This window comes from Mesorhizobium comanense (assembly GCF_005503535.1).
GTDB lineage: Bacteria > Pseudomonadota > Alphaproteobacteria > Rhizobiales > Rhizobiaceae > Mesorhizobium > Mesorhizobium comanense.
Window position 1 is genome coordinate 21,820 of the sequence record NZ_SCNN01000008.1, and the last position, 23,312, is coordinate 45,131.

Consider the following 23,312-nt stretch of genomic DNA (forward strand, 5'->3'; position numbering starts at 1 on the left):
CGGCGCTGTTCAATGTTCGAAGAGAATGTATGCGCTGGTCGATGCAGCCGGGAAACCGTCGATCTTGCCGGCCCAGGCTTCGCGTTTGGTCTTGATGAAGGCATCGGCATAGCTGATGCCGCCGAAGAGATTTTCGTAGAAGCGCGCCATGAACTGCATCGTGGCTTCGTCGCCGACCTCCTCCACGGTCAGCAGCGTGCGCCGGGCGCCGGCCACCGACAGCGCGAGCGGTAGGCCGCGCACGGTGGAGGTGACGCCGATGTCGCCAAGCGCCGTATCGCAGGCCGACACCACGACAAGCTGCGAGGACCGCAGGTTCCAGCTCAGGAGCTCGCGGGCGTAGACGATGTTGTCGCCGTCCCCTTCCCCGGGCTCGTCCGCCGGCCTGGCGCCGGAAAGCACGAAGCCGGCATTCATCAATTGTTCGGACCGCCCCTGGCCGGGTTCGAAAAAGCCGTGCGTCGAAAAATGCAGGATCGCCTTGCCGCCGGCAGCCGCGCGCATGGCCGCCTCGCCGCCGTCATTGCCTTCCGCTAGCTGTACCGCCATGCCCTTCTGGCGGGCGAGCGCGGCGATCTTTTCGACCTCGGCACGCGACCCCGGCAGATAAGCGCTGCCGCTTTCCTTGCCGTAGAAAAGGCCACCCGCCAACAGCATCGTGTCGTTGGCGGAAGGCCGGTCCTCTTTCTGCCGGAATTCATAGGCCTGCCGGCTGGTGGCCGTATGCAAGTCAACCAGTTCGCCCAGCCGCTTGCCGCCATCGGGCTGCAATTCGGCGAAATCGACCTGATAGAGAAAATCGGCGGGGATGACGTAAAGCGCCTTGGCGCCTTTGGCCGCATCGCCCAGGGCCTTGGCGAGCTTCGCCCTGAATTTGCGTCCGGTATCGCCCTTGCCGTTCCTCGCGTCGATCGCGTCGACCTCCACCACTTCGACCGGGCCTTCGGCTCGCGAGACCGTGGCGAAAACCCGATACCTGTCCGGAGTGCCGCCCCGGTCCACGGGCCAATCGCCTGTGATCGCCAGGTCGACGATGACGTCGCCGGCGGCAGGCCTGGCAAGCGGCTTTGCCTCCTCCGGCGAACTGAAGATCCACTGCGCGACGGGCTGCTCGCCCCGCTTTTGCAAGGCGGCGTTCAAGGCGTTGCGGGAATCCTCCATCGCCTGCCGCTGGGGTGCCAGCGCGTCGGTGTAAAGTGTCGCCGTCACCAACTCGCGGAAACGCCCGAAATCGCTGAAATATTGCCGGATAAGGTCACGAAGCGCCTTGTCCTGGGTGGTTTCGGCCTCGGCCCGCAAACGCCGTTCGGTGCCCCGGGTCAGCGTCTTCCAATTGTCGAGCATGGCGGCGAACAGCTCCGCCGCATCGGCGTTGCGGGTCGCCAGCTCGGCGAGCGAGACCAGCATGTCGTCGACGAGCACGCGCGAAGCCTGCCCGGCGCGCAGGCTTCCCGAGGCCGACACGCTGGAACGCGCCCAGTCGAAGATGACGGCGTCGAGCTTGCGGTAACTTTCGACAGCGGCCTTGGCGTCCGTCTTCTCCTGCAGCCGCGCCTGCGCCAGCTCGGCCTCGAAGGTCATCGGCTGCGCGTCACCCAGGCTCTCGCGCGCGATCGCCACGGCGTGTTCGCGATAGGCCAGTGCATCCTCGGTCAGCCCCATCGACTCGGCCTTGTCGGCGAAGAGATCGAAGAAGGCCAGCGACTGCTCGATATCGGCGCCGTCGGTGAACTCGGTCGTGTCGCGCGACTGGATTTGCTTGCGGCTCAGTTTTCGTTCACCCAGGCGGAACTGCGCATAGGCCAGCCAGCGCCGGGTCTGCCGGCGGTAGTCATCATTGAAGCCCGGCTGGGCAACGATGCGCGAAATGGCTGCCAGCGCCGTCTCGGCATCCTTCCAGCGTTCGGCCTCCAGGAGGTCGTGCGCCATGTTCATCGCCGAAATGACGGTATCGCCGGCGCCCCCGCCAAGCGCCTTGAAGCGCTTGTCATAGGCGTATTTGTCGAATTCCAGCGCGGCGGCGGGCAGTTTCAGCGAGCGCAGCACGGCGGCGCGGTTGTTCATCATGCGCCACAGATCGGGGCTGTCCTCGCCAAGCGACTTGAGGCCGGTCTCGAAGATGAACTGGTAGGCGGCTTCGGCCGGTGCCAGCTGGCCGGCGGCGTGCATCGTCTGCGCCAAGCCATCATAGGCCGATAGGCCTTCGGCGCTGCCCATGCCGAAATGATCGGCCAGGAGGTTGAGGGCCTGGTAGCCGAACCGGTTGGCGCCCTCATAGTCCTTCTGGTCGCGCAGGAAGGCTGCGAGGTTGAACAGAAGGAAGCCCTTGCCCGGCCCGGCGTCGGTCTGCATCAACTTGGAGTCGAGACCGCGCTGGAAGATGCGCTGGGCCGCCTCGGCGCCGGCAAAGCGGTTGAAACTGTCGCCGGCCTGCCCGACAGTCTTGAAGAACAGGTCGGCGTGACCGCCGATCTCCATCGCATTGAGGGCCGCGAGCAGCCGCTTCTCGGCGACGTCGGCGCGTTTGGCGGTCAGCTGCGAATAGGCCGCATCGACCCGCGCATTGAGCGCGTCTTCCGAATCCGGTCCGAGCCGCCCGGTGATGGCTTCGACATGAAGGTCGAGCAACCTGTCTTGTTCGTCCGGGTGCCCGATGCGGCCGGCGGCGTCGGCCAACATCAGCGTGAACTCGTCCCCGCGCCTCTGGTCGAGATCGCGGATAATGCCGTCCGCCCGCCCGATCAGCCTGCCGTAGAGATCCTGCCAGTCCCCGGCATACATGTCGGCCTGCGCCATAAGATAAGCCGCGTAGGCGGCCGCCTTCGGGTCACGCCTGGCAAAGGCACCGTCGATCAGCGCCAGCGCCTTGTTACGGGCGCCGGCAAAGTCCGACTTGCGAATGGCGTCCTCGACCGCCTGGATTTCCGGCGGCCGCGGCGTGGCGTCCTGGCTTGTCGAAGCCTGGTTGCCGGCCGAGGGCACCGCCTGGCCGGCGAGCCCGGCCGTGCCTGACGCCAGGACGATTGTCCCGGCGAGCGCAAGCCCCGCTATCCGCCGGCGCCGCGAACGGATCGTGGCAAGGTCCGGGCGTCCCATGGTTTTGGCCGCAAGCAAAACTGGTCCTGTCCCGGCCTACACCAGTTCCCGGCCCTTGGCGTCGATGGCGTTGGCGACGGCCTCGTCGGTCGCCTCGTCGGGCAGAAGCATCTCGTTATGCGCCTTGCCGGAGGGGATCATCGGGAAGCAGTTGGCAAGCGTCGCCACGCGGCAATCGAACAGCACCGGCTTCCTGACCGAGATCATCTCCTTGATCGCGTCGTCCAGTTCGTCGGGCTTCTCGCAGCGTATGCCATGGCCGCCATAGGCTTCCGCCAGCTTGACGAAATCAGGCATCGCCTCGGTGTAGGAATGCGACAGCCGGTTGCCGTGCAGCAACTGCTGCCACTGGCGCACCATGCCCATATACTGGTTGTTGAGGATGAAGATCTTGATCGGCGCGTCATACTGCACCGCCGCGCTCATCTCCTGCATCGTCATCTGCACCGAGGCGTCGCCGGCGATATCGACCACCAGCGCGTTGGGATGCGCGATCTGCACGCCGAGAGCGGCGGGCAGGCCATAGCCCATCGTGCCCAGCCCGCCCGAGGTCATCCAGCGGTTGGGTTTGTCGAAATGATAGTGCTGCGCCGCCCACATCTGGTGCTGGCCGACCTCGGTCGTGATGTAGGTGTCCATGTCCTTGGTCAGCGCGTAGAGCCGCTGGATGGCGTATTGCGGCATGATCACGTCGTTGTTCATCTTGTAGGCGAGTGAATCGCGCGCGCGCCATTTGGCGATCTGCTCCCACCAGGGATAGAGCGCCTTCTTGTCGGCCTTGGCGCTTGCCCGCCACAGCCGCACCAGATCCTCCAGCACGCGTCCGACATCGCCGATGATCGGCACGTCGGTATGGACGTTCTTGTTGATCGAGGACGGATCGATATCGATGTGGATCTTCTTCGAGTTCGGCGCAAAAGCGTTGAGCCGGCCGGTGATGCGGTCGTCGAAACGAGCGCCGATGCAGACCATGACGTCGCAGTCATGCATGGCCATGTTGGCTTCATAGGTGCCGTGCATGCCGAGCATGCCCAGCCAGTTCTTGCCCGAGGCCGGATAGGCGCCGAGCCCCATCAGCGTCGACGTGATCGGGAAGCCGGTGAGGTCGACCAGTTCGCGCAGGAGATGGCTGGCTTCCGGGCCGGAATTGATGACGCCGCCACCGGAATAGATGATCGGCTTCTTGGCGCTGGCCATCAGTTCGACAGCCGCCTTCACCTTCTCCAGGTCGCCCTGGACCTTCGGCTGGTAGCTGGTGCGCGGCGCGATCTGCGGCGGCACATAGAAACCCTTGGCGAACTGCACGTCCTTGGGGATATCGACAACGACCGGGCCGGGCCGGCCGGTCGTGGCGACATGGAAGGCCTCGTGAATGGTCGCGGCGAGTTCGTTGACGTCCTTCACCAGCCAGTTGTGCTTGGTGCAGGGCCGCGTGATGCCGACCGTGTCGCATTCCTGGAACGCATCCGAGCCGATGAGCGAGGTCGGCACCTGCCCTGTCAGGCAGACCAGCGGGATCGAATCCATCAATGCGTCCTGCAAGGGTGTCACCGCATTGGTGGCGCCGGGACCCGAGGTCACCAGCATGACGCCTGCCCTGCCGGTCGATCGCGCGTAGCCCTCGGCGGCGTGGCCGGCACCCTGCTCATGGCGCACCAGAATGTGCTCGACCTCATCCTGCTGGAAAATCTCGTCGTAAATGGGAAGCACCGCGCCGCCTGGATAGCCGAAGACGTGCTTGACGCCATTGTCCTTCAGCGCCTGCACCACCATTTCGGCGCCTGTCATTTCGCGCCGCTCACTCTGTCCATTGCTCATCGGTCTGGTCCCGTACTGTGCGCCATCTGGCGTTTGCCATTTGGGTGTTATTGGTCGTTTAGTCGTGTTTCAGGCAATAAAAAAGGCCCCCGAGGGAGCCTGTGTGTTGCGCATGGGAGGTTTTCGCCCGGCGGTTACACCGCCTTGCCCACGCGCCTTCCTACGAGAATGAGTGCCGTTTTCATGGTGGCGGACCATAAAGGCGAACGCGCGGGGTCGTCAATGGGGTATGGCACGAATTCACTCAGCCGTGGGACCAGCCCGTTACGCGCTACCATAGTACAGTTGAGCCCACCTTGTCCCCGCACCACAATGCCAGGCTTACGTGGTTGTCTGGGAGGAGGACGCGTGGCTGGCGAACGGGAGCATATCCGCGAGATAGAACAGGTTCTGTCGGGCCGGCGATCGGCCCGCGACGACGTCGTCGTGAAGTCCTGGCTGCGCTGTGTCGACACCCATCGGCTCGACCCCGCCCGGCCGACGGAAGCCTATATCGTCCCGGACACCCAGCTGCGCGAGCATCGCGAGCAATCCGAACGGCTGATTGCCATTGCCCGGAGCGGCCTGGAGACGCTGTTCAAGCAGGTGGCGGGTCAGAACTACGTGTTGCTGCTGGCCGATGCCAAAGGGGTCACCGTCGACTTCCTCGGCGATCCCCTGTTCATGGACCAGTTACGCACGGCCGGCCTCTATCTCGGCTCGGAATGGTCGGAAAGCCGGACCGGCACCTGTGGCGTCGGCTCCTGCATCGTCACCGGCGAGGCGATGACGATCCATCAGACCGATCACTTCGACACCACCCATACGCCTTTGTCCTGCACGGCAGCGCCGATCTTCGACACCAGGGGCGAACTGGCCGCCGTGCTCGACATCTCGCTGCTGCGCTCGCCGCAGCCCAAGGTCAGCCAGAACCTCGCGCTGCATCTGGTGACGGCGTCGGCCCGGCGCATCGAGCTCGCCAACCTGATGGCGCAGATGCATTCGGAATGGGTGCTGCGCTTCTCCCGCTCGCCTGAATTTCTCGATGTCGATCCCGAGGCGGCCATCGCGCTGGACGCGTCAGGCCGCATCCTGGGCACGACGCGCGGCGGGGCGCTGCTTCTGGCGCAAGCCGGAGGCATCGACTGGAGACGCTCGCCGATCGGGCAGCCGATCTCGCGCTATCTCGAGATCAGCGTCGACGACCTGCCGAGCCTGACGCGCGGACGGCCGACCGAGGAGCGGCTGGTGTTCGGCCGCAGCGGCAGCGCCCTCTTCGCCCACGCCATCGAACCCCAGCCACCGAGTGGCCGCCGCGCGGCCATCGAGATGGTGCCGAAGCCGATCGTCGAGCTTTCGGGCGGTGATCCTGCCATGGCCGCGATGCAACTGCGGGCCGCGAAGCTGGCGCGCACGACAATTCCGATCCTGATTCATGGCGAGACCGGCTCCGGTAAGGAATACCTCGCACGCGCCATCCACGATTCTTCCCAGCGACCCGGCCCCTTTGTCGCCATCAACTGCGCGGCCATCCCCGAGCATCTGATCGAGAGCGAACTTTTCGGCCACATTGCCGGAGCCTTCACCGGCGCCGCGGCCCGGGGGCGCAAGGGGCTGATCGAGAGCGCCGATGGCGGCACGCTCTTCCTCGACGAAATCGGCGACATGCCCTACCCCCTGCAATCGCGGCTGCTGCGCGTGATCGCCGAGCGCGAGCTGATCCCGGTCGGCGGCATCGCCCCCCGGCGGGTCGACATCAAGATCATCTCGGCCTCGCATCACGACCTGCGCAAGCTGGTCGCCGAGGGCCGCTTCCGCGAGGATCTGTTCTACCGGTTGAACGCCGCCTCGCTCACCTTGCCGGCACTGCGCGAACGCACCGACTTCGAATGGCTGCTGGGCCGGCTGGTCGATCAGCGTATGCGTCTTGCGGGGCGAACAGTCCGGCTGTCGCCGGCCGCGCGCCTGGCGCTGATCCGCCACGCCTGGCCGGGAAACATCCGCGAGCTCGCCAACGCGATCGATCTTGCGGTGACGCTGTGCGACGGCGACACGATCGAGCCCGCCGACCTGCCAGACTTTGCCTTGTCGCAGCCGGCATCCGCCTTGCCCGGCGAGCGCCTGGCCGCGCCCCGGGCCTCCTCACCCGAGATCGAGCGCGCCGCGCTGCTCGATGCGCTAGCGGATGCGGGCTGGAACATTTCCGAAGCCGCCCGGCGGCTCGGCATCGACCGCACGACCGTCCACCGCCGCATGAAGCGGCTGCGGGTCGACGCTCCCAACTAGTGGCGCAGCGCTGTGGCGCGCCACGGCGCGTGCCACATCAATGCAACGGCGTGCAACACCGCAGCACCTTGAAGCCTTATGATTTCATTGTGATTTTCGCCCGCGGCAAGATTGGCATGCCGCTTGCTGTCTTCCAGCTATACTGTGGCGCCTGGAGGAGGAGCCACGCAAACCGGCAAGCGGAGGAGAACCATGCTGGAGAGAACCCCCACCACCAAGGCGCAGGCGTTGCTCGACAAATTCGGCAAGGCGCTCGAGGCCGGCGACGTCGATGCCGCGGTCAATTGCTTCCAGGCGGACTGTTACTGGCGCGACCTCGTCACCTTCACCTGGAACCTGAGGACCATGGAGGGCCAGGACCAGATCCGCGACATGCTGAAGGCAACGCTGGCCGGCACGGGACCAAGCGACTGGAAGATTGCCGAAGGCGAGGAAGCAAGTGAGGCGGATGGCGTCACCACCGCCTGGATCACCTTCGAGACCAAGGTAGCGCGCGGCTTCGGCCTTGTGCGGTTCAAGGGCGACCTGATCTGGACCTTGCTCACCACCATGGCAGAGTTGAAGGGCCATGAGGAGAAAGCCGGCTTCACCCGCCCGCTTGGCGCCAAGCATGGCCATGGCAAGGACAGGAAATCCTGGCGCGAGGAACGCGAGGCCGAGGTCGCCGAACTCGGTCACAGCAGGCAACCCTACGTGGTGATCATCGGCGGCGGCCAGGGCGGCATCGCGCTGGGTGCCCGCCTGCGCCAGCTCGGCGTGTCGGCCATCATCATCGAAAAGAACGACCGCCCGGGCGATTCCTGGCGCAAGCGCTACAAGTCGCTCTGCCTGCACGACCCCGTCTGGTACGATCACCTGCCCTATATCGATTTCCCCAAGAACTGGCCTGTCTTCGCGCCGAAGGACAAGATCGGCGACTGGCTTGAGATGTACACGAAGGTGATGGAGCTGAACTACTGGTCCTCCACCACGGCGAAATCCGCAAAATACGACGAGAAGGCCAAGGAATGGACCGTCGTGGTCGAGCGCGACGGCAAGGAGATCATCCTGAAGCCAAAGCAGCTCGTGCTTGCCACCGGCATGTCGGGCAAGGCGAACTGGCCGAAATACAAAGGCCAGGACATCTTCAAGGGCGAGCAGCAGCATTCCTCGACCCATCCCGGCCCCGACAAGTACCGCGGCAAGAAGGTCGTCGTCATCGGCTCCAACAACTCCGCCCACGACATCTGCGCGGCGCTGTGGGAAGGCGGCGCCGACGTCACCATGGTGCAGCGTTCCTCCACCCATATCGTCAAGTCCGATACGTTGATGGATATCGGGCTCGGCGCGCTCTATTCCGAGCAGGCGGTGGAAAACGGCATGACGACGCGCAAGGCCGACCTGATCTTCGCCTCCCTGCCCTACCGCATCCTGCACGAGTTCCAGATCCCGCTTTACGAGCAGATGAAGGAGCGCGACGCCAAATTCTACGCGGACCTGGAGAAGGCCGGCTTCCTGCTCGACTGGGGCGATGACGGTTCGGGCCTGTTCATGAAATATCTGCGCCGGGGTTCAGGCTATTACATCGATGTCGGCGCGTGCGACCTCGTCATCGACGGCTCGATCAAGCTGAAGAGCGGACCGGGCGCGGCGGTCCAGGAATTGACGCCGACCGGCGTCAAATTCGCCGACGGCAGCGAACTGCCGGCCGACCTCGTCATCTATGCCACCGGCTACGGCTCGATGAACGGCTGGGCGGCAGACCTGATTTCGCAGGAAGTCGCCGACAAGGTCGGCAAGGTCTGGGGTCTCGGCTCCGACACCACCAAGGACCCAGGCCCCTGGGAAGGCGAACAGCGCAACATGTGGAAACCCACCCAGCAGGAAGCGCTGTGGTTCCATGGTGGCAACCTTCATCAGTCGCGACACTATTCGCAGTATCTGTCGCTGCAGTTGAAGGCCAGGCAGGAAGGCTTGCCGACGCCGGTCTACGGGCTGCAGGAGGTTCACCACAAGGCTTAGACGATCCCGGGCGGTTGAGTCCCGCTCTGCCCCGCGCGCCAAGTTCCGCCGCGCGGGGTTGCAGTTATTATGCGTCACGCCCTTCGCCTTGGCCCGGCGTCCGAGGCTATTGCATTCGTCCCGCGTTGCCTGACGATTGCCGAAATCGCGCACCAGCACCGACTTGCGCCATGAGTCGAGCTCGATCGACGGCAAGCTTTCCACCTCGCGGCAGCTCTCCGGGCGGAATGCCGCGACCGCGTCTTCTCCATCGAAACGGAAACACATGGTGCCTCCTGCCTGGCCGGTACCGTCAGCCGCGAGCGGCGAAGTCGCGCACGACGCGCTGCAGCAACGGCACGTAGTCGCGGAACGCCCGCGTCTCCATATCGGCGACCTTGCCGGCCTCGTCCCAGATGCGGACCCGCACCGCTTCCGCGTGGAACGGGTTCTTGCGGAACTCGGCCACCTCCTCGGCGCTCATCGGTCCGCCCTGCAGCGACAGCGTGTGCACCGAGGCCGGCGACAGCCGGCCGAAATAGGTCGGGTCGGTGGCGCAGAGATAGCGTTTGGCCGAGACATGCAGCCTGACGCATTCGACGATGACAGGCGGGAAGAACGGCGCCAGCACCTCGCCGCCGGCCTCGTCGTGATGCTTGTCCTCGACGTCGTCGGGCGAATAGGTGCCGAACTCGCTGGTGTAGTGGCCGATGTCGTGCAGCAGGGCCGCCGCCACCAGTTCGTCCGGCGCGCCATCCCGTTCGGCGAACCAGGCGCCCTGCAGCATGTGTTGCGACATGGTGACGGGTTCGCCGAGATAGGACTCGGCACCCCGGCGCTCGAAGATGTCGGCAATGAATTCGACGATGTTGTCGGCGTTCAGATCCTGGCCGCTCATTCCGCTGCCTCCTTGAAGCTGTGTTCGATCGCGGCGAGCGTCGACAGGAGGCCATCCTTGTCGGCGTAGCAGCCCTGCAGCCAGCGCTTGCCGGTGCCGGAGAATGCCTTGCGGGCGTGCATGACGCGCGTGTTGTCGACGATGAAGGCCTGGCCCGGTTCGAGCTTGAAGGTCACCTCGAAGGACGGATCCTCGATCAGCTCGGCGAACCGGCGATAGGCGGCATAATAGGCGGCCATATCGGCAAAGGGCACATCGACGGTCGGGGCCAGCGAGCGGTTGTTGAAACGGATGCAGATCAGCTCGCCGTCCGGCCCGAGCTCGATCATCGGCCGCTTGGCCTGCAGCCGCACGCCCGAGGAGCCGGCATATTCGAAACGCGCCGGACAGGAGCTCAACAGCCGGAAGCCTTCCGGGTTCTCGGCCTGCAAGGCGGCCGCCACGGCAAACCCGTCGACCACGCTGGATTCGCCGCCCTCGACCGTGTTCTCGATGCAGGAGAGTATCTGCAGCGTCGGCACAGGGTCGCGATACGGATTGTCGGTATGCGCCTGCAGACCGAGATTGGTGTAGGCGAGATTGCTCGGATTGACCTCGGCGCGCACTTCGAACCAGCGCCCGTAATTGGTCTCCCTGATATAGCCGAACAGGTCGGAGACCTTGCACAGCGCCCCCGATTCGGTCGGCAGCCCGTCCATCACCGCAAAGCCGTAGATCCGCACCGCCGAAAGCCATTCGCGCAGCACGTCGCGGCTATCAAGTGCCGCCCGGTAGCCGGCGCGCGGCACCGAGTTCTGCATCGTCGCCTTGGTCCATCGCCGGATTGTATCGTCCGTCCAGCCGGCCTGGCGGTTCTCGTCCCGATCATAGGCGTTGGCGCTCAACCACTGGGCGGGGAAGCTGACCGTCTTTCCCTCCGGCAGGAAGGTCACCTCAAGCGCATTGTCCTTTATCGAAGCCGCGCCGATCGTGGTGTCGCGCGGAATGTCGAGGATGGTGATCAGTCGCTGGCCATTGCCGGCACTGCGTGTCTTGTCGTCCAGCGCGTTGTCGCGCAGCCACATGGCGTGAAAACGGGCGCGTTTCCCACCCTGCCAGCCAAGTTCGATCGTTCTGCCTTCGTCGCCAGCCAGCGCGTGGGTAAGCATGGAAATCCGTTCCTGTCCGCTACGCCCCACGGCCCGATCCGCAGGGTTTCGATTGCATGTTGGCCGCGCGGAAGGCATAACTCAAATTATCATTTTTTGGCCTATGACCATGATTTTGTGATGGCTCGACGAACCGTTCCGATTTTGCCTCCGCTCGACTGGCTGCGCAGTTTCGAGGCGGCGGCGCGGCTGTCGAATTTCACGGCGGCGGCAGCCGAACTCGGCCTCACCCAGGCCGCCGTCAGCCAGCACATCCGGTCTCTGGAAGACCGGCTGAAGACCCGCCTGTTCTCGCGCCTGGCGCGAGGCGTGGCGCTGTCGCCCGAAGGCGCGGCCTATCTGCCCCATATCCAGTCAGCCTTCGCCACCATTGGCAGCAGCACGGCGGAACTGTTCGAACCGCGCGCGGTGCAGACCGTCAGCCTGCGGGTGCCGATCTCGTTCGCCTTGCTGGCACTTGTTCCGGCATTGCCGGATCTTTCCGCGGCGCTGCCTCATATCCAGCTCGACCTGATGACGATTCATCGCCCCGCCGATTACGATCTGCCGGGCTCAACTCTCGACATCCGCTTCGGCAATGGCGTCTTTCCCGGACGCGAGGCCGACAGGCTGACGGCGGAGCGGCTTCTACCCGTCGCCAGCCCGGTTTTGGCCGGCGCCGCGGACTGGACCTCCCTGCCGCTGCTTCTGGTCGCCGGTGCGCGCGAGATGTGGGCGGAATGGTTCGCGGCGGCCGGTCTTGCCGGCCACCCGCGGCGCTCGCACCGCTTTGACAGTTTCGTGGCTGCGCTGGAGGCGGCGAGCGCGGGCGCGGGCGTGCTTCTGGGCTCGCGGCCATTGGTCGACGCAGCGCTGCGGAACGGGAGCCTCGTCGCGCTCTCCGACTTCGAACTCTCCAGCACGTCGGGGCATTTCCTGACCAAGGCATCGACCGCGCGCCTGACCGGCGCCGAGCAGGATTTTCGCCGCTGGCTGCTGCAGCGCCTCTCCGGTGCCGCCTCTGCTTGATCCACAAAACCCGCCGCTACGCCAAACCGATACGCTTCCAGTAGATCAGTGTGCCGGTGAGGCCGCCATGCGGCTTCAGCGCATAGTCCGGTATCTCGCCGGCAAGCGTGAAACCGAGCTTTTCGTAAAGGCTAGAAGCACCGTCTTCCGTTGCCGTGTCCAGGACCAGCAGCGTGCGGCCCCGCTCGACGGCGATCTGCTCCGCGTCCCGCATCAGCCGGGTGCCGATGCCCCTGCCCCGATGGCCGACGGATGTCATCAGCTTGGCGATCTCGGCCCGGTGCGGTTGGTTGGGCGGACAGTCGAGCAGCAGAGTGACCGTGCCTGCCAGGACCTCGCCATCCCAGGCGCCGAGCACCACCCTTTCGCCCCTTGCCGCCGCCGCCAGCGACCGCTCCCAGAATAGGCTTGCCGCCTCCGGCGCCAGCGGATGCATGAAACTGACCGAACCGCCGGCGGCAACGGTCCCGACCAGCAGATCGGTCAGCATTGCAAGGGTTTGAGCATTCGCGCTCAGCGTTCTGATCTCGATGGAATTCATGCCGTTCCCTGTAAGCCGATTGATGGATCCGATAGCGCCGGCGTCAGCCGAGGGGGCGCACGCGGCGCCGCTTCCGCGCCGCCTTTATGGCGGCGATGCGCTCAGTGTCTTCCTCCCGCAGGTGATGCCCACGTTCCAGGATCTCGAGCGTGTATTCCTCATAGGTCAGCCCCAGCCGCCCGGCCTTTTCCATGCGCATCAGCATGATGTCGCGGCTCGGCGCCTTCCAGGCCTTGGCGTGCGCGGCCTTCCAGGCGAGGAAGATGTAGGGATCGCCCTTGCCCCAGGGCGGTCCCTTGTACTCATCGAGGGGCGGCCCCCCATTGTGGGAGCGCTTTGGCCGTCCTGCCATGATGTCAGCCCCTGACCAGGGCGACGAGATAGTCGGCACCTGGCTCCAGCGCATGGAAGGTGCAGTCGCTCGGAGCGCCGAGCGCCAGGCAGTCGCCGGACTCGAGCCTGTGCACCACCTCGCCCTCGGTGAAGTCGAGCCGCCCCGAGATCAGCCAGATCTGCTGCTTGATGAAGGCGTAGGATGCGGCCGGCAGGCTGACTTTCGCACCTGCCGGCAGATGAACCCTGATCAGTTCGAGCGGCATTTCGCTGGCCGGCGACAGATGACGCCTGACATAGCCCGTGTCGGGATCGCGCCAGACAGGCTGGTCGCCCGCGCGCAGCAGTTCGCCGCCTTGCAGTTCCGCCCGGGCGATCAGGGTCGACAGGGTCATGCCGTAAGCCGCCGCGATGCGCACGAGAAGAGCCGCGGTCGGGCTGGTCATGCCGCGCTCGATCGTGCTCAGCATGGCCTTGGACACACCCGACCGCTCGGCAAGCTCGGCCAGGGACCAGTCGCGCATGGTCCTTTCTGCGTGTATCCGCCGGCCGATGGTCGAGGAAATATCGTTCGCTATATCATCCATAAATCCATTATAGCGAAATTTGAAAGGCGATGTGAAGGGGTCATATGGCGGCAATTTTCGCCAAATCCTTAATCCTCTCTACACCATCAAGCCTCATCCGACCTTAACCCCGTCCCTGTAGGGTCGATGTTCCGGGGAAATGGGGATTGGCCTGTCCATGTATGTCGAACGCGAGGCCTCCGTCGGAGAACCGACATCGCAGGAGCGCCGCAATGCCGACCAGAACGACAAGCGCATCCTGGGCAATGTCGTTCAATGCGACGGCGCGCGCGCCACGATCAGCGCCTATGCCGATGACATCGACGGTGCCGTGACCGGCCTTTGGACGGTCGGCAAGATGATCTCCATCAATCTGGGCACGACGCGAACCGTCGGCCTCGTCTATGCCATCGGCAAATCGGACCGCGCCTGGAGCAATGAGGGTCAGAACGCCATCGAGGTCAGCGTCGAGCTGATCGGCGAAGTGCGCGACGGCGCCGAACCCAGCGCCAAGCCGATCTTCGACCGCGGCATCACCACCTATCCGCATATCGGCGCCCTCGCGCATCGCATCCGCAGCCGCGACCTGCAGGCCGTGTATGATCTGGCCGGCCGCCATTCCATCACCATCGGCTCGCTGTCGCAGGATGAAGCGATCGCCGCCAACATCGCCATCGACGACACGCTGGCGCGCCACTTCGCCATTGTCGGCACCACCGGCGTCGGCAAGTCGACCGCGGTCTCGCTGCTGCTGCGCAAGTCCATCGCGGCGCGGCCGGACCTGCGCATCCTGATCCTCGACCCGCACAACGAATTCGCCGCCTCGCTGCCGGAATATTGCGTCAAGGTCGATTCCAAGACGCTCGACCTGCCGTTCTGGATGTTCAAGCTCGAGGAATTCGCCGAAGTGCTGTTTCGCGGCCGTGAAACGGTGCCCGAGGAGATCGACGCCCTGCGCGATCTCATTCCGCTGGCCAAGAACCTCTACCGCAACCCGAACTCAGGCGCTTATCTCAGGCGCGGCAGCGATGCGCTGACCGCCGATACGCCAGTGCCTTACCGCATCGCCGACCTGCTCAAGCAGATCGACGAGCGCATGGGCATGCTCGAAAGCAAGAACGACCGCCCGACACTGAAGTCACTGAAGACGCGCATCGAATCGGCCGCCGCCGATCCGCGCTATCGCTTCATGTTCAATTCGCGCCTGATCGAGGACACCATTCACGAAACGATCGGCAACATCTTCCGCGTGCCGCATCACGGCCGCCCGGTGACCTGCTTCGAGATGGCCGGCATGCCTTCGGAGGTCGTCAATTCGGTCTGTTCGGTGCTGGCGCGGCTGGCCTTCGACCTTGCTCTGTGGAGCGAAGGCAAGCTGCAACTGCTGTTGCTGTGCGAGGAAGCGCATCGCTACATGCCCGCCGACGCGCGCCTCGGCTTCGCGCCCACCAGGCACGCGCTGTCGCGCATCGCCAAGGAAGGCCGTAAATATGGCTGCTATCTCGGCGTCATCACCCAACGTCCGGGCGAACTCGACCCGACCATCCTGTCGCAGTGTTCGACCTTCTTCGCCATGCGGCTCGCCAACGAGCAGGACCAGGCGATCATTCGCTCGGCGATTGCCGATTCCTCCGCCTCCACGCTCGCTTTCCTGTCGTCCATGGGCCAGCGCGAAGCGATCGCCTTCGGCGAAGGCGTGGCGACGACCATGCGGCTGAAGTTCGAGAAATTGCCGAGCCATCTGCTGCCCGGCACGGCCAAGCGCGAGGAGGACATGCCGTCGAAACCCGGCGAGGTCGACCTCGTGGCGATCGTGGAACGGTTGCGCAACGTGCCGAAACCGCAGAGCCAGGCCATGGCGTTCGCCGAAGTCGTCGACACCGGCCGGCAGGCCGGCGACCCCGACTACCGCAAGCCGGCAGCCGCGGTGCGCGTTCAGTCGGAAGAGGACTTCGACACGCGCTACGGCTTGAAGCCCGCGACCTTCGGCCTGCGCCCGCAGAACGATTGAGCCTTGGCGTCACGCGACGGCCGGCTGGGAGCTGCACCAAACTTCCAAAAGCTCCGCATCGTGAAACCAGCCCGGTAAATCCCGATAGGGAATTCATCAGCCCGAATTGAATGGCGCGGTTTTCGAGAAGCCGGAGCGGACATTCAGTCCGTGAGCTCAGTTCTGCTGCGAACGCAATAGAACTGGGGAAGTCGAGAAAGCCGCGTCAGTCAACCGGCCTCATGAATTCCTCTTCGGGATTTCAGGCACAGACGCGGTTGCGGCCCTGCCGCTTGGCTTCGTAGAGCTGGCGATCGGCGCGGCGATAGAACTCCTCCGCCGTTTCCTTGCGGTCCCAGACGGCAAGGCCGACACTGGTGGTGATCTTGAGCCGGACATTGTTGCCGGACAGGATCGACATGTTGGCGATCGCCCTGCGGATGCGTTCGGCGAACTTGGCCAGGAGATCGGCGTCCATGTTGGGCGTGACCACGGCGAACTCCTCACCGCCCAGCCGCGCCACCACGTCATGATAACGCGTCATGTCCTTGAGACAGCTCGCGACGGCCTTCAGCACCTCGTCGCCGACATCATGGCCATGGGTGTCGTTGACCTGCTTGAAATGGTCGAGATCGAGGATCATCAGCCCGACCGGCTTTTCGATGCGCCTGAACTCTTCCAGATATTCCTTCAGCGCATCGTCGAAATAGCGCCGGTTCTGCATGCCGGTGAGCCCGTCGGTCAGCGCCGCATGCTCCAGCGTCTCGGAGCGCGCGCTGAGCGAAACCGTCATGGCGCGCAGTTTTCCCTCTTCCGTCGCCTGTTTGCGGATCAGCGGATAGATGAAGAAAATGCCGAAGAACAGCGCCGTCGCAAGCAGCACGCCGGTCGCGAACAGCAGCTTGTTGAGATAGATGACCTTGTCCAGGCCAGACTGTGTATGGAGTTCCGTAGCGAAGGATTGCAGCAGTCCATAGGCGTGCAGCGTCACCAGGCCAGCGGCCAGGATCACGAAGATAAAGACGAAAAAAGCGGATTCCGCTTTGTGGAAACGCATCTGCTCCCCGATGGAAAAGTGCCCACCGATCTTATGTCACGGACCGACTTACGGAGCGTTAATTTCGACAACCTCGACGGGAACTCTTCCCCGGAGGTCAACTTTTTAAGTTGCATTAGCAACAAGCGTTTGGATCGTGGTTTCGAGATCGTCACCAGCCTGCAACCGCCGCCATTGCGGCCCCAGCTGATGGCGAAACCACGTCGTCTGCCGCTTGGCGTATTGCCGGGTCGCGATCTTGGCGCGCTCGATCGCTTCGGGATAAGTCGACGATCCAGCCATCGCCGCCTGCAGTTCACGGACGCCGATCGCCTTCATCGCCGGCAGATCCGGATCGAGGCGAAGGGCCAGCAGTTGGCTGACCTCCTCCAGCGCCCCCTTGTCCAGCATCTGGTAGAAACGCCTCTCGATACGATCGACGAGAGCCGCCCGATCCGGCTCGATGACCAGGAAGCGCGCGGTCCGTCCGTCGATGAGCGGCCGGCCGCGCTCGGCCTGCCACTCCAGAATCGAGCGGCCGGATGCGTCCAGCACCTCGAGCGCCCGCACGATGCGTTGGCTGTCGGTCGGCTTCAATTGCATGGCGGCTCTCGAATCCTCGCGGAGCAGAATGCCGTGAAGCTTGACTGCGCCCTGTTCCTTGAGCTCGTAGCGCCAGCGGTCGCGCACCCGCTGCGGAATGTCGGGCATTTCCGAAATGCCCTCGGCCAGCGCGCGGAAATAGAGACCGGTGCCGCCAACGAAGACCGGCCGCCGCGACAACGTTCCCTCGTCGATAAGTCTCATCACGTCACGCAGCCATGCGCCGGTCGAATAGGCGGTGCCGGGATGCACATGGCCGTAGAGAAAATGCGGTGCGCGCGCCAGATCGGCCGCCTCGGGCCGGGCGGTAAGCACGTCGAGCACCGAATAGCCCTGCATGGAATCGGTGTTGACGATAACGCCGCCGGTGCGCACGGCCAGTTCGAGCGCCAGAGCCGACTTGCCGCTGGCGGTCGGCCCGGCTATCAGGATCGCGTTTTTAACGCGGCCTTCGCCCGCATCCGCGCCGGAATTCTCCATGCCGCTCATTGCCACGCTTGTTTCCCGTCCCGCTGACCGCGCTTTGTCGCCCTCGCTTGCGAATATGGCCTCACGGTCGGTCGGCGCAAGCGCTGTCGTCTGGCTGGCCGAAGGGATTGCATGTGATCTTGTGCTGCCGCGGGACCCCGACGCCGCCGAGAAGACCGCCGCCCTGCGCGCCGCCCTGGCCTCGGAACCGGTCGACGTGATCGTCCAGCAGGGTGAAACGCGGCGAAAGAAGATCCTTATCGCCGACATGGATTCGACCATGATCGACCAGGAATGCATCGACGAACTGGCCGACGAGATCGGCGTCAAGGAGCATGTCGCGGCGATCACCGCGCGGTCGATGAATGGCGAGATCGCCTTCGAGCCGGCCTTGCGCGAGCGTGTTGCATTGCTCAAGGGCCTAGACGCCGCGGTCGTCGACCGTATCGTCGCCAACCGGCTTACACTGGCGTCCGGCGGCCGCGCGCTCGTCCAGACGATGCGCGCCAACGGCGCCTGGACGGCCCTTGTCTCGGGTGGTTTCGAAGTCTTCACCACGCCCATCGCGGCGATGCTCGGCTTCCAGGAAAACCGCGCCAACCGCCTGCTCGAAGAAGCCGGACGCTTCACCGGCCTGGTGGGTGAGCCGATCCTCGGCCGCGCCGCCAAGGCCGAGGCGCTGACCGAAATCTCGACCCGGCTTGGCCTGACGCCGGCCGACGCCATCGCCGTCGGCGACGGCGCCAACGATCTCGACATGATCCGCCTGGCCGGCACGGGCGTGGCGCTTCACGCCAAGCCGGCCGTGGCGGCGCAGGCCAAGGTCCGCATCGACCACGGCGACCTGACGGCGCTGCTCTATCTGCAGGGCTTCAGGCAGGAGGAGTTCGTCCAATGAAACCCATGCGTACCGAGCGCCTCATCCTGCGCAACTGGGAGGAGCGCGACCGCGCGCTTTTCCATCGCATCAATTCCGACGAACAGGTCATGGAATTCTTCCCGTTCCGCCGCGACCGCGCCACCGCGGACGCCAAAATGGACGAGTTTCGCGGCTGGATCGCCGAGGACGGCTACGGCTTCGCCGCCGCCGAGATCATCGAGACAGGCGAATGCATCGGGTTCATCGGCCTCTTCGACACCGATCATCTGCCCTTCCTGCCGCCCGGGACCATCGAGATCGGCTGGCGGCTTGTCCCTGAATTCTGGGGCAAGGGCTATGTCACGGAGGCCGCCGAGGCATGGCTGGCCTACGGTTTCGAAACCCTGGCCGTCGACGAAATCGTGTCCTTCGCCGTAGCGGAAAACCACCGCTCGACCGCCGTCATGAAACGCCTCGGCATGACGGCCGACCCCTCGGCCGATTTCGATCATCCCGACATCCCCGACAGCCATCCCGCGCTCAAGCGGCATGTCTTCTACAGGCTGACGCGCGAGAACTGGCAGGCAAGAAAAAAGGCGGCCGGATAGCCGCCTTCTGAAATCGCGGGATCGAAAAAACTCAATCCATCCGGATCGTCACGAAGCGCAACTCGCCGGTCTTCGACGCCAGCATCAGCAGCGCGTTCTTGCGGCCCTGCTCTTTCAGCGCGCCGATCCGGTCCATGACATCCTTGGGCGTGGCGACGGATTCCTGCGCGATCTCGGTAATCACCTCACCCGGCTGGATGCCGCGTTCGGCCGCAGCCGAATCCTTGGCCACGTCGGTGATGACGACGCCCGACACATCGGCGGCGATGCTGAACTTCTTGCGCGTATCGTCGTTCAGTTCACCGACGGTCATGCCCAGCACCGAGGCGGTCGAAACCGCGGGCGCCTTGTCGCCCTTGCCCTGGTCCGTGTTGTTGCCATTCTCACCGCTGGCGAGCTTCTCGCCATCCTCGAGCCGGCCGAGCGTCACCTTGACGGTCTGCTCGACGCCCTTGCGCACGATCAGCACGTCCACCGCCTTGCCGACCGGGCTTTCTGCGACGACACGCGGCAGGTCGCGCATCTCGTGGATGTCCTTACCGTCGAATTTGATGATGACGTCGCCGGCCTGGATGCTGCCATTGTCGACAGGTCCGCCCTTGATGACGCCGGCCACCAGCGCGCCCTTGGCGGTCGTCATGCCAAGGCTTTCGGCGATGTCGTCCGTCACCGGCTGGATGCGCACGCCGAGCCAACCGCGCCGCGTCTCGCCATACTGGCGAAGCTGGTCGACAACGCCCGACGCAAGCTGCGAAGGGATGGAGAAGCCGATGCCGATCGAACCGCCGGACGGCGAAATGATCGCGGTGTTGATGCCGATGACCTCGCCCACGCTGTTGAACAGCGGCCCGCCCGAATTGCCGCGGTTGATGGCGGCATCCGTCTGGATGAAATCGTCATAGGGGCCGGAATTGATGTCGCGGTTGCGCGCCGAGACGATGCCGACCGTCACCGTGCCGCCAAGGCCGAACGGATTGCCGACCGCCATCACCCAGTCGCCGACCCGCATCTTGGTGGAATCGCCGAATTTGACCGCTGTGAGCTTGTGGCCCTTCGGGTCGACCTTCAGCACGGCGACATCGGTCTTGGTGTCGGTGCCGACCAGCGTCGCCTTCAAGGTGATGCCGTCCGAGAAATTGACCTCGATATCGTCGGCGTCGGCGATCACGTGGTTGTTGGTGACGACGATGCCCTGCTCGGCGTCGATGACGAAGCCGGAGCCCAGCGATTGCACCTTCTGCGAGCCGCTATCCTTCTCACCGCCCCGGTTCTTGAAGAAGTCGTCGAAGAAATCCTGGAAGGGTGAACCTTCGGGCAGCTGCGGCATCGGCACCGCGCCCGGGCCTTCGGTGCCCTTGACCGTCTGCGAGGTCGAGATGTTGACCACCGCGCCGAGCACGCCTTCCGCGAGATCGGCCACCGATGCAGGTCCGTCGGCGGCGAATGTCGGGGTCGTGAAGGAAGGGACGGCGACCGTGCCGACGAGGAGCGCCGCCGTGCCAGCGATGAGTGTCCGCCGAGCCGCGCGCAAAAGGAGTGTGGATGTCATCGAGGAACCTCCCGGCATTTCTGAAAGAGAAAGCACAGCGACGAAAACACCGCGCTGCGCCATGTTGGCAAAAAATACGGCACGTTTGCGGCTATGACTATCGGTGGAATGTGAATCGAGTGTTATTCCGCAAACCGGCCGCCTTTACCCGCCTCGCACCAGCCAGACGATGCCGACCCCGATGGCGATCGCGGCCAGCCCGGCAATCCGCAATGCATTCTCGGGCAGCGACAGCACTTCGGTGGCAAGCTTCCGGGCAAGGCCGGGAAAGCCGCCATAGACCAACCCCTCTATCACGAGGACGAGGCCGATGGCGGCAAGAAAGTCCTGCACCGGCCGTTACTGGCCGGTGCTGGGTTGTGTTGCTGGCGCGGCGGGCGCCGCCGCCGGCGCCGCAGGGGTAGCCGGAGCAGGTTTCGCCGGCCCTTCCTTGCCGTCGGGATCACGGAAGTAGCGGAAGAACTCCGAGTTCGGCGACAGCACCATGGTGGTCCCGGTGTTGTCCAGCGCCGTGCCATAGGCATTCATCGACCGGTAGAAATCGAAGAAGGCCGGATCGCGTTTATAGGCATCCGCGAAGGTGGCGCTGCGCTGGGCTTCGCCCTCGCCGCGCAGGATCTCGGACTCTTTTTGTGCCTCTGCGATGATCTCGACGACCTCGCGGTCGGCGCGGGCGCGGATGCGCTGCGCCGCCTCGTTGCCGCGTGCCCTCAGCCTTTCGGCTTCGGCCAGGCGTTCGGCCTTCATGCGGTCATAGGTCTGTTGCGAGACCTCGGCCGTCAGATCGGTGCGGCGGATGCGGACATCCTCGATCTGCAGGCCAAGCGAGGTGGCGTCGGGCCGAAGCTGGTCGCGCACTTCGCGCATCATCACCGCGCGCTCTTCCGAAAGTGCCGCCTCGAAATCGCGCAAACCGTAGACGCGGCGCAGCGCAGCGTCGAGACGCGTCCTGAGCCGTGCCTCGGCCAGTTCGATCTGGCCGGACACCGCGGCACGGAACACGCGGGGATCCGAGATGCGGTAGGCGATGAAGGCATCCACCTCGTAGAACTTGCCGCCCGAGACCTGGACACGGATGTTGTCGAGGTCGAAGCGCAGCACGCGGTTCTCGATCAATTGCACGGTATCGGCGTCGAAGAACGAGAACGGCGCCTTGAAGTAGATGCCGGGTTCCGTCTTGACGTCGACGATCTCGCCGAAGCGCAGCACCAGCGCCTGCTGGCGCGCATTGACCACGAAGACCGAGGAATAGATCAGGAACAGGATGACCGCCGCGATGACGACGAAGACGGGGAGACGGTTACCCATTACTGGTTACCTCCCGTATTCGCGCCAAGGGCGGCGGGGGCCGGAGCCTTCTGCTGCAGTGCCGGCAGCGGCAGGTAAGGGACGACCCCTTGCCCGTTGCCCTGTTCGACGATGACCTTGCCGGAATCCTTCAGAACCTTCTCCATGGTTTCGAGATAAAGGCGCTTGCGCGTGACATCGGGCGCCTTGGCGTATTCGTCATAGACGGAGATGAAGCGCTGCGCCTCACCTTCGGCCTCCTGCACGACCCGGTTCTTGTAGGCGGCCGCGTCTTCGCGGACCTGGGCGGCTTCACCACGCGCCTGGCCGAGCTTCTGGTTGGAGTACTGGTTCGCCTGCTCGACGAACTTGTCCTCGTCCTGCTCGGCGCGCTGCACCTCGTCGAAGGCGTCTGCCACTTCGCGCGGCGGCGCCGCGTCCTCGATCGAGATGGCATTGACCTGCAGGCCGGCCTTGTAGCCGTCGAGCGTGGTCTGGATGATCTCGCGCACCGAGGCCGCTATGCCCTGGCGGTCGTCGCGGAAAATATCCTGTGCCGGACGACGGCCGACGGCTTCGCGCATCGCGCTCTCGGCGACCTGCCGCAGCATGCCGTCAGGGTCGGAGACGTCGAACAGATAGGCACGGGGGTCGGAGACCTGATAGGCCACCGAGAACTGCACGTTGACGATGTTCTGGTCGCCCGACAACATCAGGCCGTTGCCGCTGGTGTTGCCGCCGCCAATGTCGACGAGCTGCTCGGAAATCTTGGCCGTCTCGACGGTCTCGAGCGGCCACCAGTGGAAGTGCAGGCCGGGCTGGGAGAGTTCGGGCTTCGGCTTGCCGAAGCGCAGTTCGACTGCCACCTCGTCGGGCTGCACCGTATAGACCGCCTGGAACGCCCAGAGCACGACCAGCACGGCGCCGATCAGTCCCAGGACAGCCGGACTGGCGCCACCGCCGCCGGGAAGCGCTCGCCTCAGCCTGTCCTGGCCGCGGCGGATGATGTCTTCGAGGTCGGGAGGCGATCCCTGCGGGCCGCTCGGTCCCTTCGGTCCCTGCCCCCAGGGTCCCTGATTATTGCCGCCGCCGCCCCATGGGCCGCCACCTCCGCCACTTTTGTCGTTCCAGGGCATGAATGTCCTTTCGCTCTGTATTCCCTCAGGCACCGGAGTTACGGCGCAAATCCAGTGTCGTTCTTCTATAGGGACGCCAAAGCACGCTTTCAACGCAATGCGCCGCCAACATTATCTGTTTTG

The 23,312-nt window shown here is 64.7% G+C and carries 19 protein-coding genes; 6 read left to right on the forward strand and 13 right to left on the reverse strand.

Features of this window, described 5'->3' with window-relative positions:
* Positions 1 to 9: 9 nt before the first annotated feature.
* Entirely contained in the window at positions 10 to 3,096 is a 3,087-nt protein-coding gene (locus FFS37_RS15510; RefSeq protein ID WP_137931828.1) for a CHAT domain-containing protein, read from the reverse strand.
* A gap of 36 nt (positions 3,097 to 3,132) precedes the next feature.
* Positions 3,133 to 4,914 carry an acetolactate synthase 3 large subunit gene (locus FFS37_RS15515; protein WP_137931829.1) on the reverse strand — a complete coding sequence of 594 codons (1,782 nt, stop codon included), beginning with the start codon at positions 4,912 to 4,914 and terminating at the stop codon, positions 3,133 to 3,135.
* 312 nt (positions 4,915 to 5,226) lie between these two features.
* Here FFS37_RS15515 and FFS37_RS15520 point away from each other — a divergent pair, with 312 nt between their 5' ends.
* On the forward strand, positions 5,227 to 7,179 hold the full coding sequence (locus tag FFS37_RS15520; protein ID WP_137931830.1) for a sigma-54-dependent Fis family transcriptional regulator: 1,953 nt from the start codon (positions 5,227 to 5,229) through the stop codon (positions 7,177 to 7,179).
* Positions 7,180 to 7,371: 192 nt separating this feature from the next.
* Complete coding sequence (locus FFS37_RS15525; protein ID WP_137931831.1) at positions 7,372 to 9,180, forward strand: NAD(P)/FAD-dependent oxidoreductase; 1,809 nt, start codon at positions 7,372 to 7,374, stop codon at positions 9,178 to 9,180.
* Between the two features lie 292 nt (positions 9,181 to 9,472).
* Here FFS37_RS15525 and tmpB read toward each other — a convergent pair whose 3' ends face one another.
* Together tmpB and tmpA are read right to left on the reverse strand one after the other, a co-directional pair.
* Positions 9,473 to 10,057: a (R)-1-hydroxy-2-trimethylaminoethylphosphonate oxygenase gene (tmpB, locus tag FFS37_RS15530; protein WP_137931832.1), complete on the reverse strand. Its 585-nt coding sequence runs from the start codon at positions 10,055 to 10,057 to the stop codon at positions 9,473 to 9,475.
* The gene (gene tmpA, locus FFS37_RS15535; protein WP_137931833.1) at positions 10,054 to 11,205 is read right to left on the reverse strand and encodes a 2-trimethylaminoethylphosphonate dioxygenase; all 1,152 of its coding nucleotides are present in this window, start codon (positions 11,203 to 11,205) and stop codon (positions 10,054 to 10,056) included. The genes tmpB and tmpA overlap by 4 nt, the downstream gene beginning before the upstream one ends.
* Positions 11,206 to 11,325: 120 nt before the next feature.
* On the opposite strand from tmpA, the gene FFS37_RS15540 reads away from it, so the two are divergent.
* Positions 11,326 to 12,213, forward strand: coding sequence for a LysR family transcriptional regulator (locus FFS37_RS15540; RefSeq protein WP_137931834.1), 888 nt, complete (start codon positions 11,326 to 11,328; stop codon positions 12,211 to 12,213).
* A 16-nt stretch (positions 12,214 to 12,229) separates the two neighbouring features.
* Here FFS37_RS15540 and FFS37_RS15545 read toward each other — a convergent pair whose 3' ends face one another.
* The 3 genes from FFS37_RS15545 to FFS37_RS15555 are packed head-to-tail and all read right to left on the reverse strand — an operon-like array spanning position 12,230 to position 13,674.
* Positions 12,230 to 12,754: a GNAT family N-acetyltransferase gene (locus FFS37_RS15545; RefSeq protein WP_137931835.1), complete on the reverse strand. Its 525-nt coding sequence runs from the start codon at positions 12,752 to 12,754 to the stop codon at positions 12,230 to 12,232.
* Between the two features lie 43 nt (positions 12,755 to 12,797).
* On the reverse strand, positions 12,798 to 13,106 hold the full coding sequence (locus FFS37_RS15550) for a hypothetical protein (protein WP_137931836.1): 309 nt from the start codon (positions 13,104 to 13,106) through the stop codon (positions 12,798 to 12,800).
* Positions 13,107 to 13,110: 4 nt separating this feature from the next.
* Entirely contained in the window at positions 13,111 to 13,674 is a 564-nt protein-coding gene (locus tag FFS37_RS15555; RefSeq protein ID WP_137931837.1) for an XRE family transcriptional regulator, read from the reverse strand.
* Between the two features lie 157 nt (positions 13,675 to 13,831).
* On the opposite strand from FFS37_RS15555, the gene FFS37_RS15560 reads away from it, so the two are divergent.
* On the forward strand, positions 13,832 to 15,664 hold the full coding sequence (locus FFS37_RS15560; RefSeq protein ID WP_137931838.1) for an ATP-binding protein: 1,833 nt from the start codon (positions 13,832 to 13,834) through the stop codon (positions 15,662 to 15,664).
* 241 nt (positions 15,665 to 15,905) lie between these two features.
* Here FFS37_RS15560 and FFS37_RS15565 read toward each other — a convergent pair whose 3' ends face one another.
* Positions 15,906 to 16,700: a GGDEF domain-containing protein gene (locus FFS37_RS15565; protein WP_137931839.1), complete on the reverse strand. Its 795-nt coding sequence runs from the start codon at positions 16,698 to 16,700 to the stop codon at positions 15,906 to 15,908.
* A 105-nt stretch (positions 16,701 to 16,805) separates the two neighbouring features.
* Positions 16,806 to 17,771 (reverse strand): tRNA (adenosine(37)-N6)-dimethylallyltransferase MiaA, encoded by a 966-nt coding sequence (gene miaA / locus FFS37_RS15570; protein ID WP_137932043.1) that lies wholly within the window; start codon positions 17,769 to 17,771, stop codon positions 16,806 to 16,808.
* Here miaA and serB point away from each other — a divergent pair.
* Positions 17,761 to 18,648 (forward strand): phosphoserine phosphatase SerB, encoded by an 888-nt coding sequence (serB, locus tag FFS37_RS15575; protein ID WP_137931840.1) that lies wholly within the window; start codon positions 17,761 to 17,763, stop codon positions 18,646 to 18,648. The genes miaA and serB overlap by 11 nt on opposite strands.
* Positions 18,645 to 19,217, forward strand: coding sequence for a GNAT family N-acetyltransferase (locus FFS37_RS15580; protein ID WP_137931841.1), 573 nt, complete (start codon positions 18,645 to 18,647; stop codon positions 19,215 to 19,217). Before serB ends, FFS37_RS15580 begins: the two co-directional genes overlap by 4 nt.
* Before the next feature lie 31 nt (positions 19,218 to 19,248).
* On the opposite strand, the gene FFS37_RS15585 is transcribed toward FFS37_RS15580, so the two are convergent.
* The 4 genes from FFS37_RS15585 to hflK all read right to left on the reverse strand — a co-directional run bounded on the left by FFS37_RS15585 (position 19,249) and on the right by hflK (position 23,189).
* Entirely contained in the window at positions 19,249 to 20,766 is a 1,518-nt protein-coding gene (locus FFS37_RS15585) for a DegQ family serine endoprotease (RefSeq protein ID WP_137931842.1), read from the reverse strand.
* Between the two features lie 144 nt (positions 20,767 to 20,910).
* The gene (locus tag FFS37_RS15590; RefSeq protein ID WP_137931843.1) at positions 20,911 to 21,099 is read right to left on the reverse strand and encodes a DUF2065 domain-containing protein; all 189 of its coding nucleotides are present in this window, start codon (positions 21,097 to 21,099) and stop codon (positions 20,911 to 20,913) included.
* Between the two features lie 6 nt (positions 21,100 to 21,105).
* Positions 21,106 to 22,074 carry a protease modulator HflC gene (hflC, locus tag FFS37_RS15595; RefSeq protein ID WP_137931844.1) on the reverse strand — a complete coding sequence of 323 codons (969 nt, stop codon included), beginning with the start codon at positions 22,072 to 22,074 and terminating at the stop codon, positions 21,106 to 21,108.
* Positions 22,074 to 23,189 (reverse strand): FtsH protease activity modulator HflK, encoded by a 1,116-nt coding sequence (gene hflK, locus FFS37_RS15600; RefSeq protein ID WP_137931845.1) that lies wholly within the window; start codon positions 23,187 to 23,189, stop codon positions 22,074 to 22,076. The genes hflC and hflK overlap by 1 nt, the downstream gene beginning before the upstream one ends.
* Positions 23,190 to 23,312 lie beyond the last annotated feature (123 nt).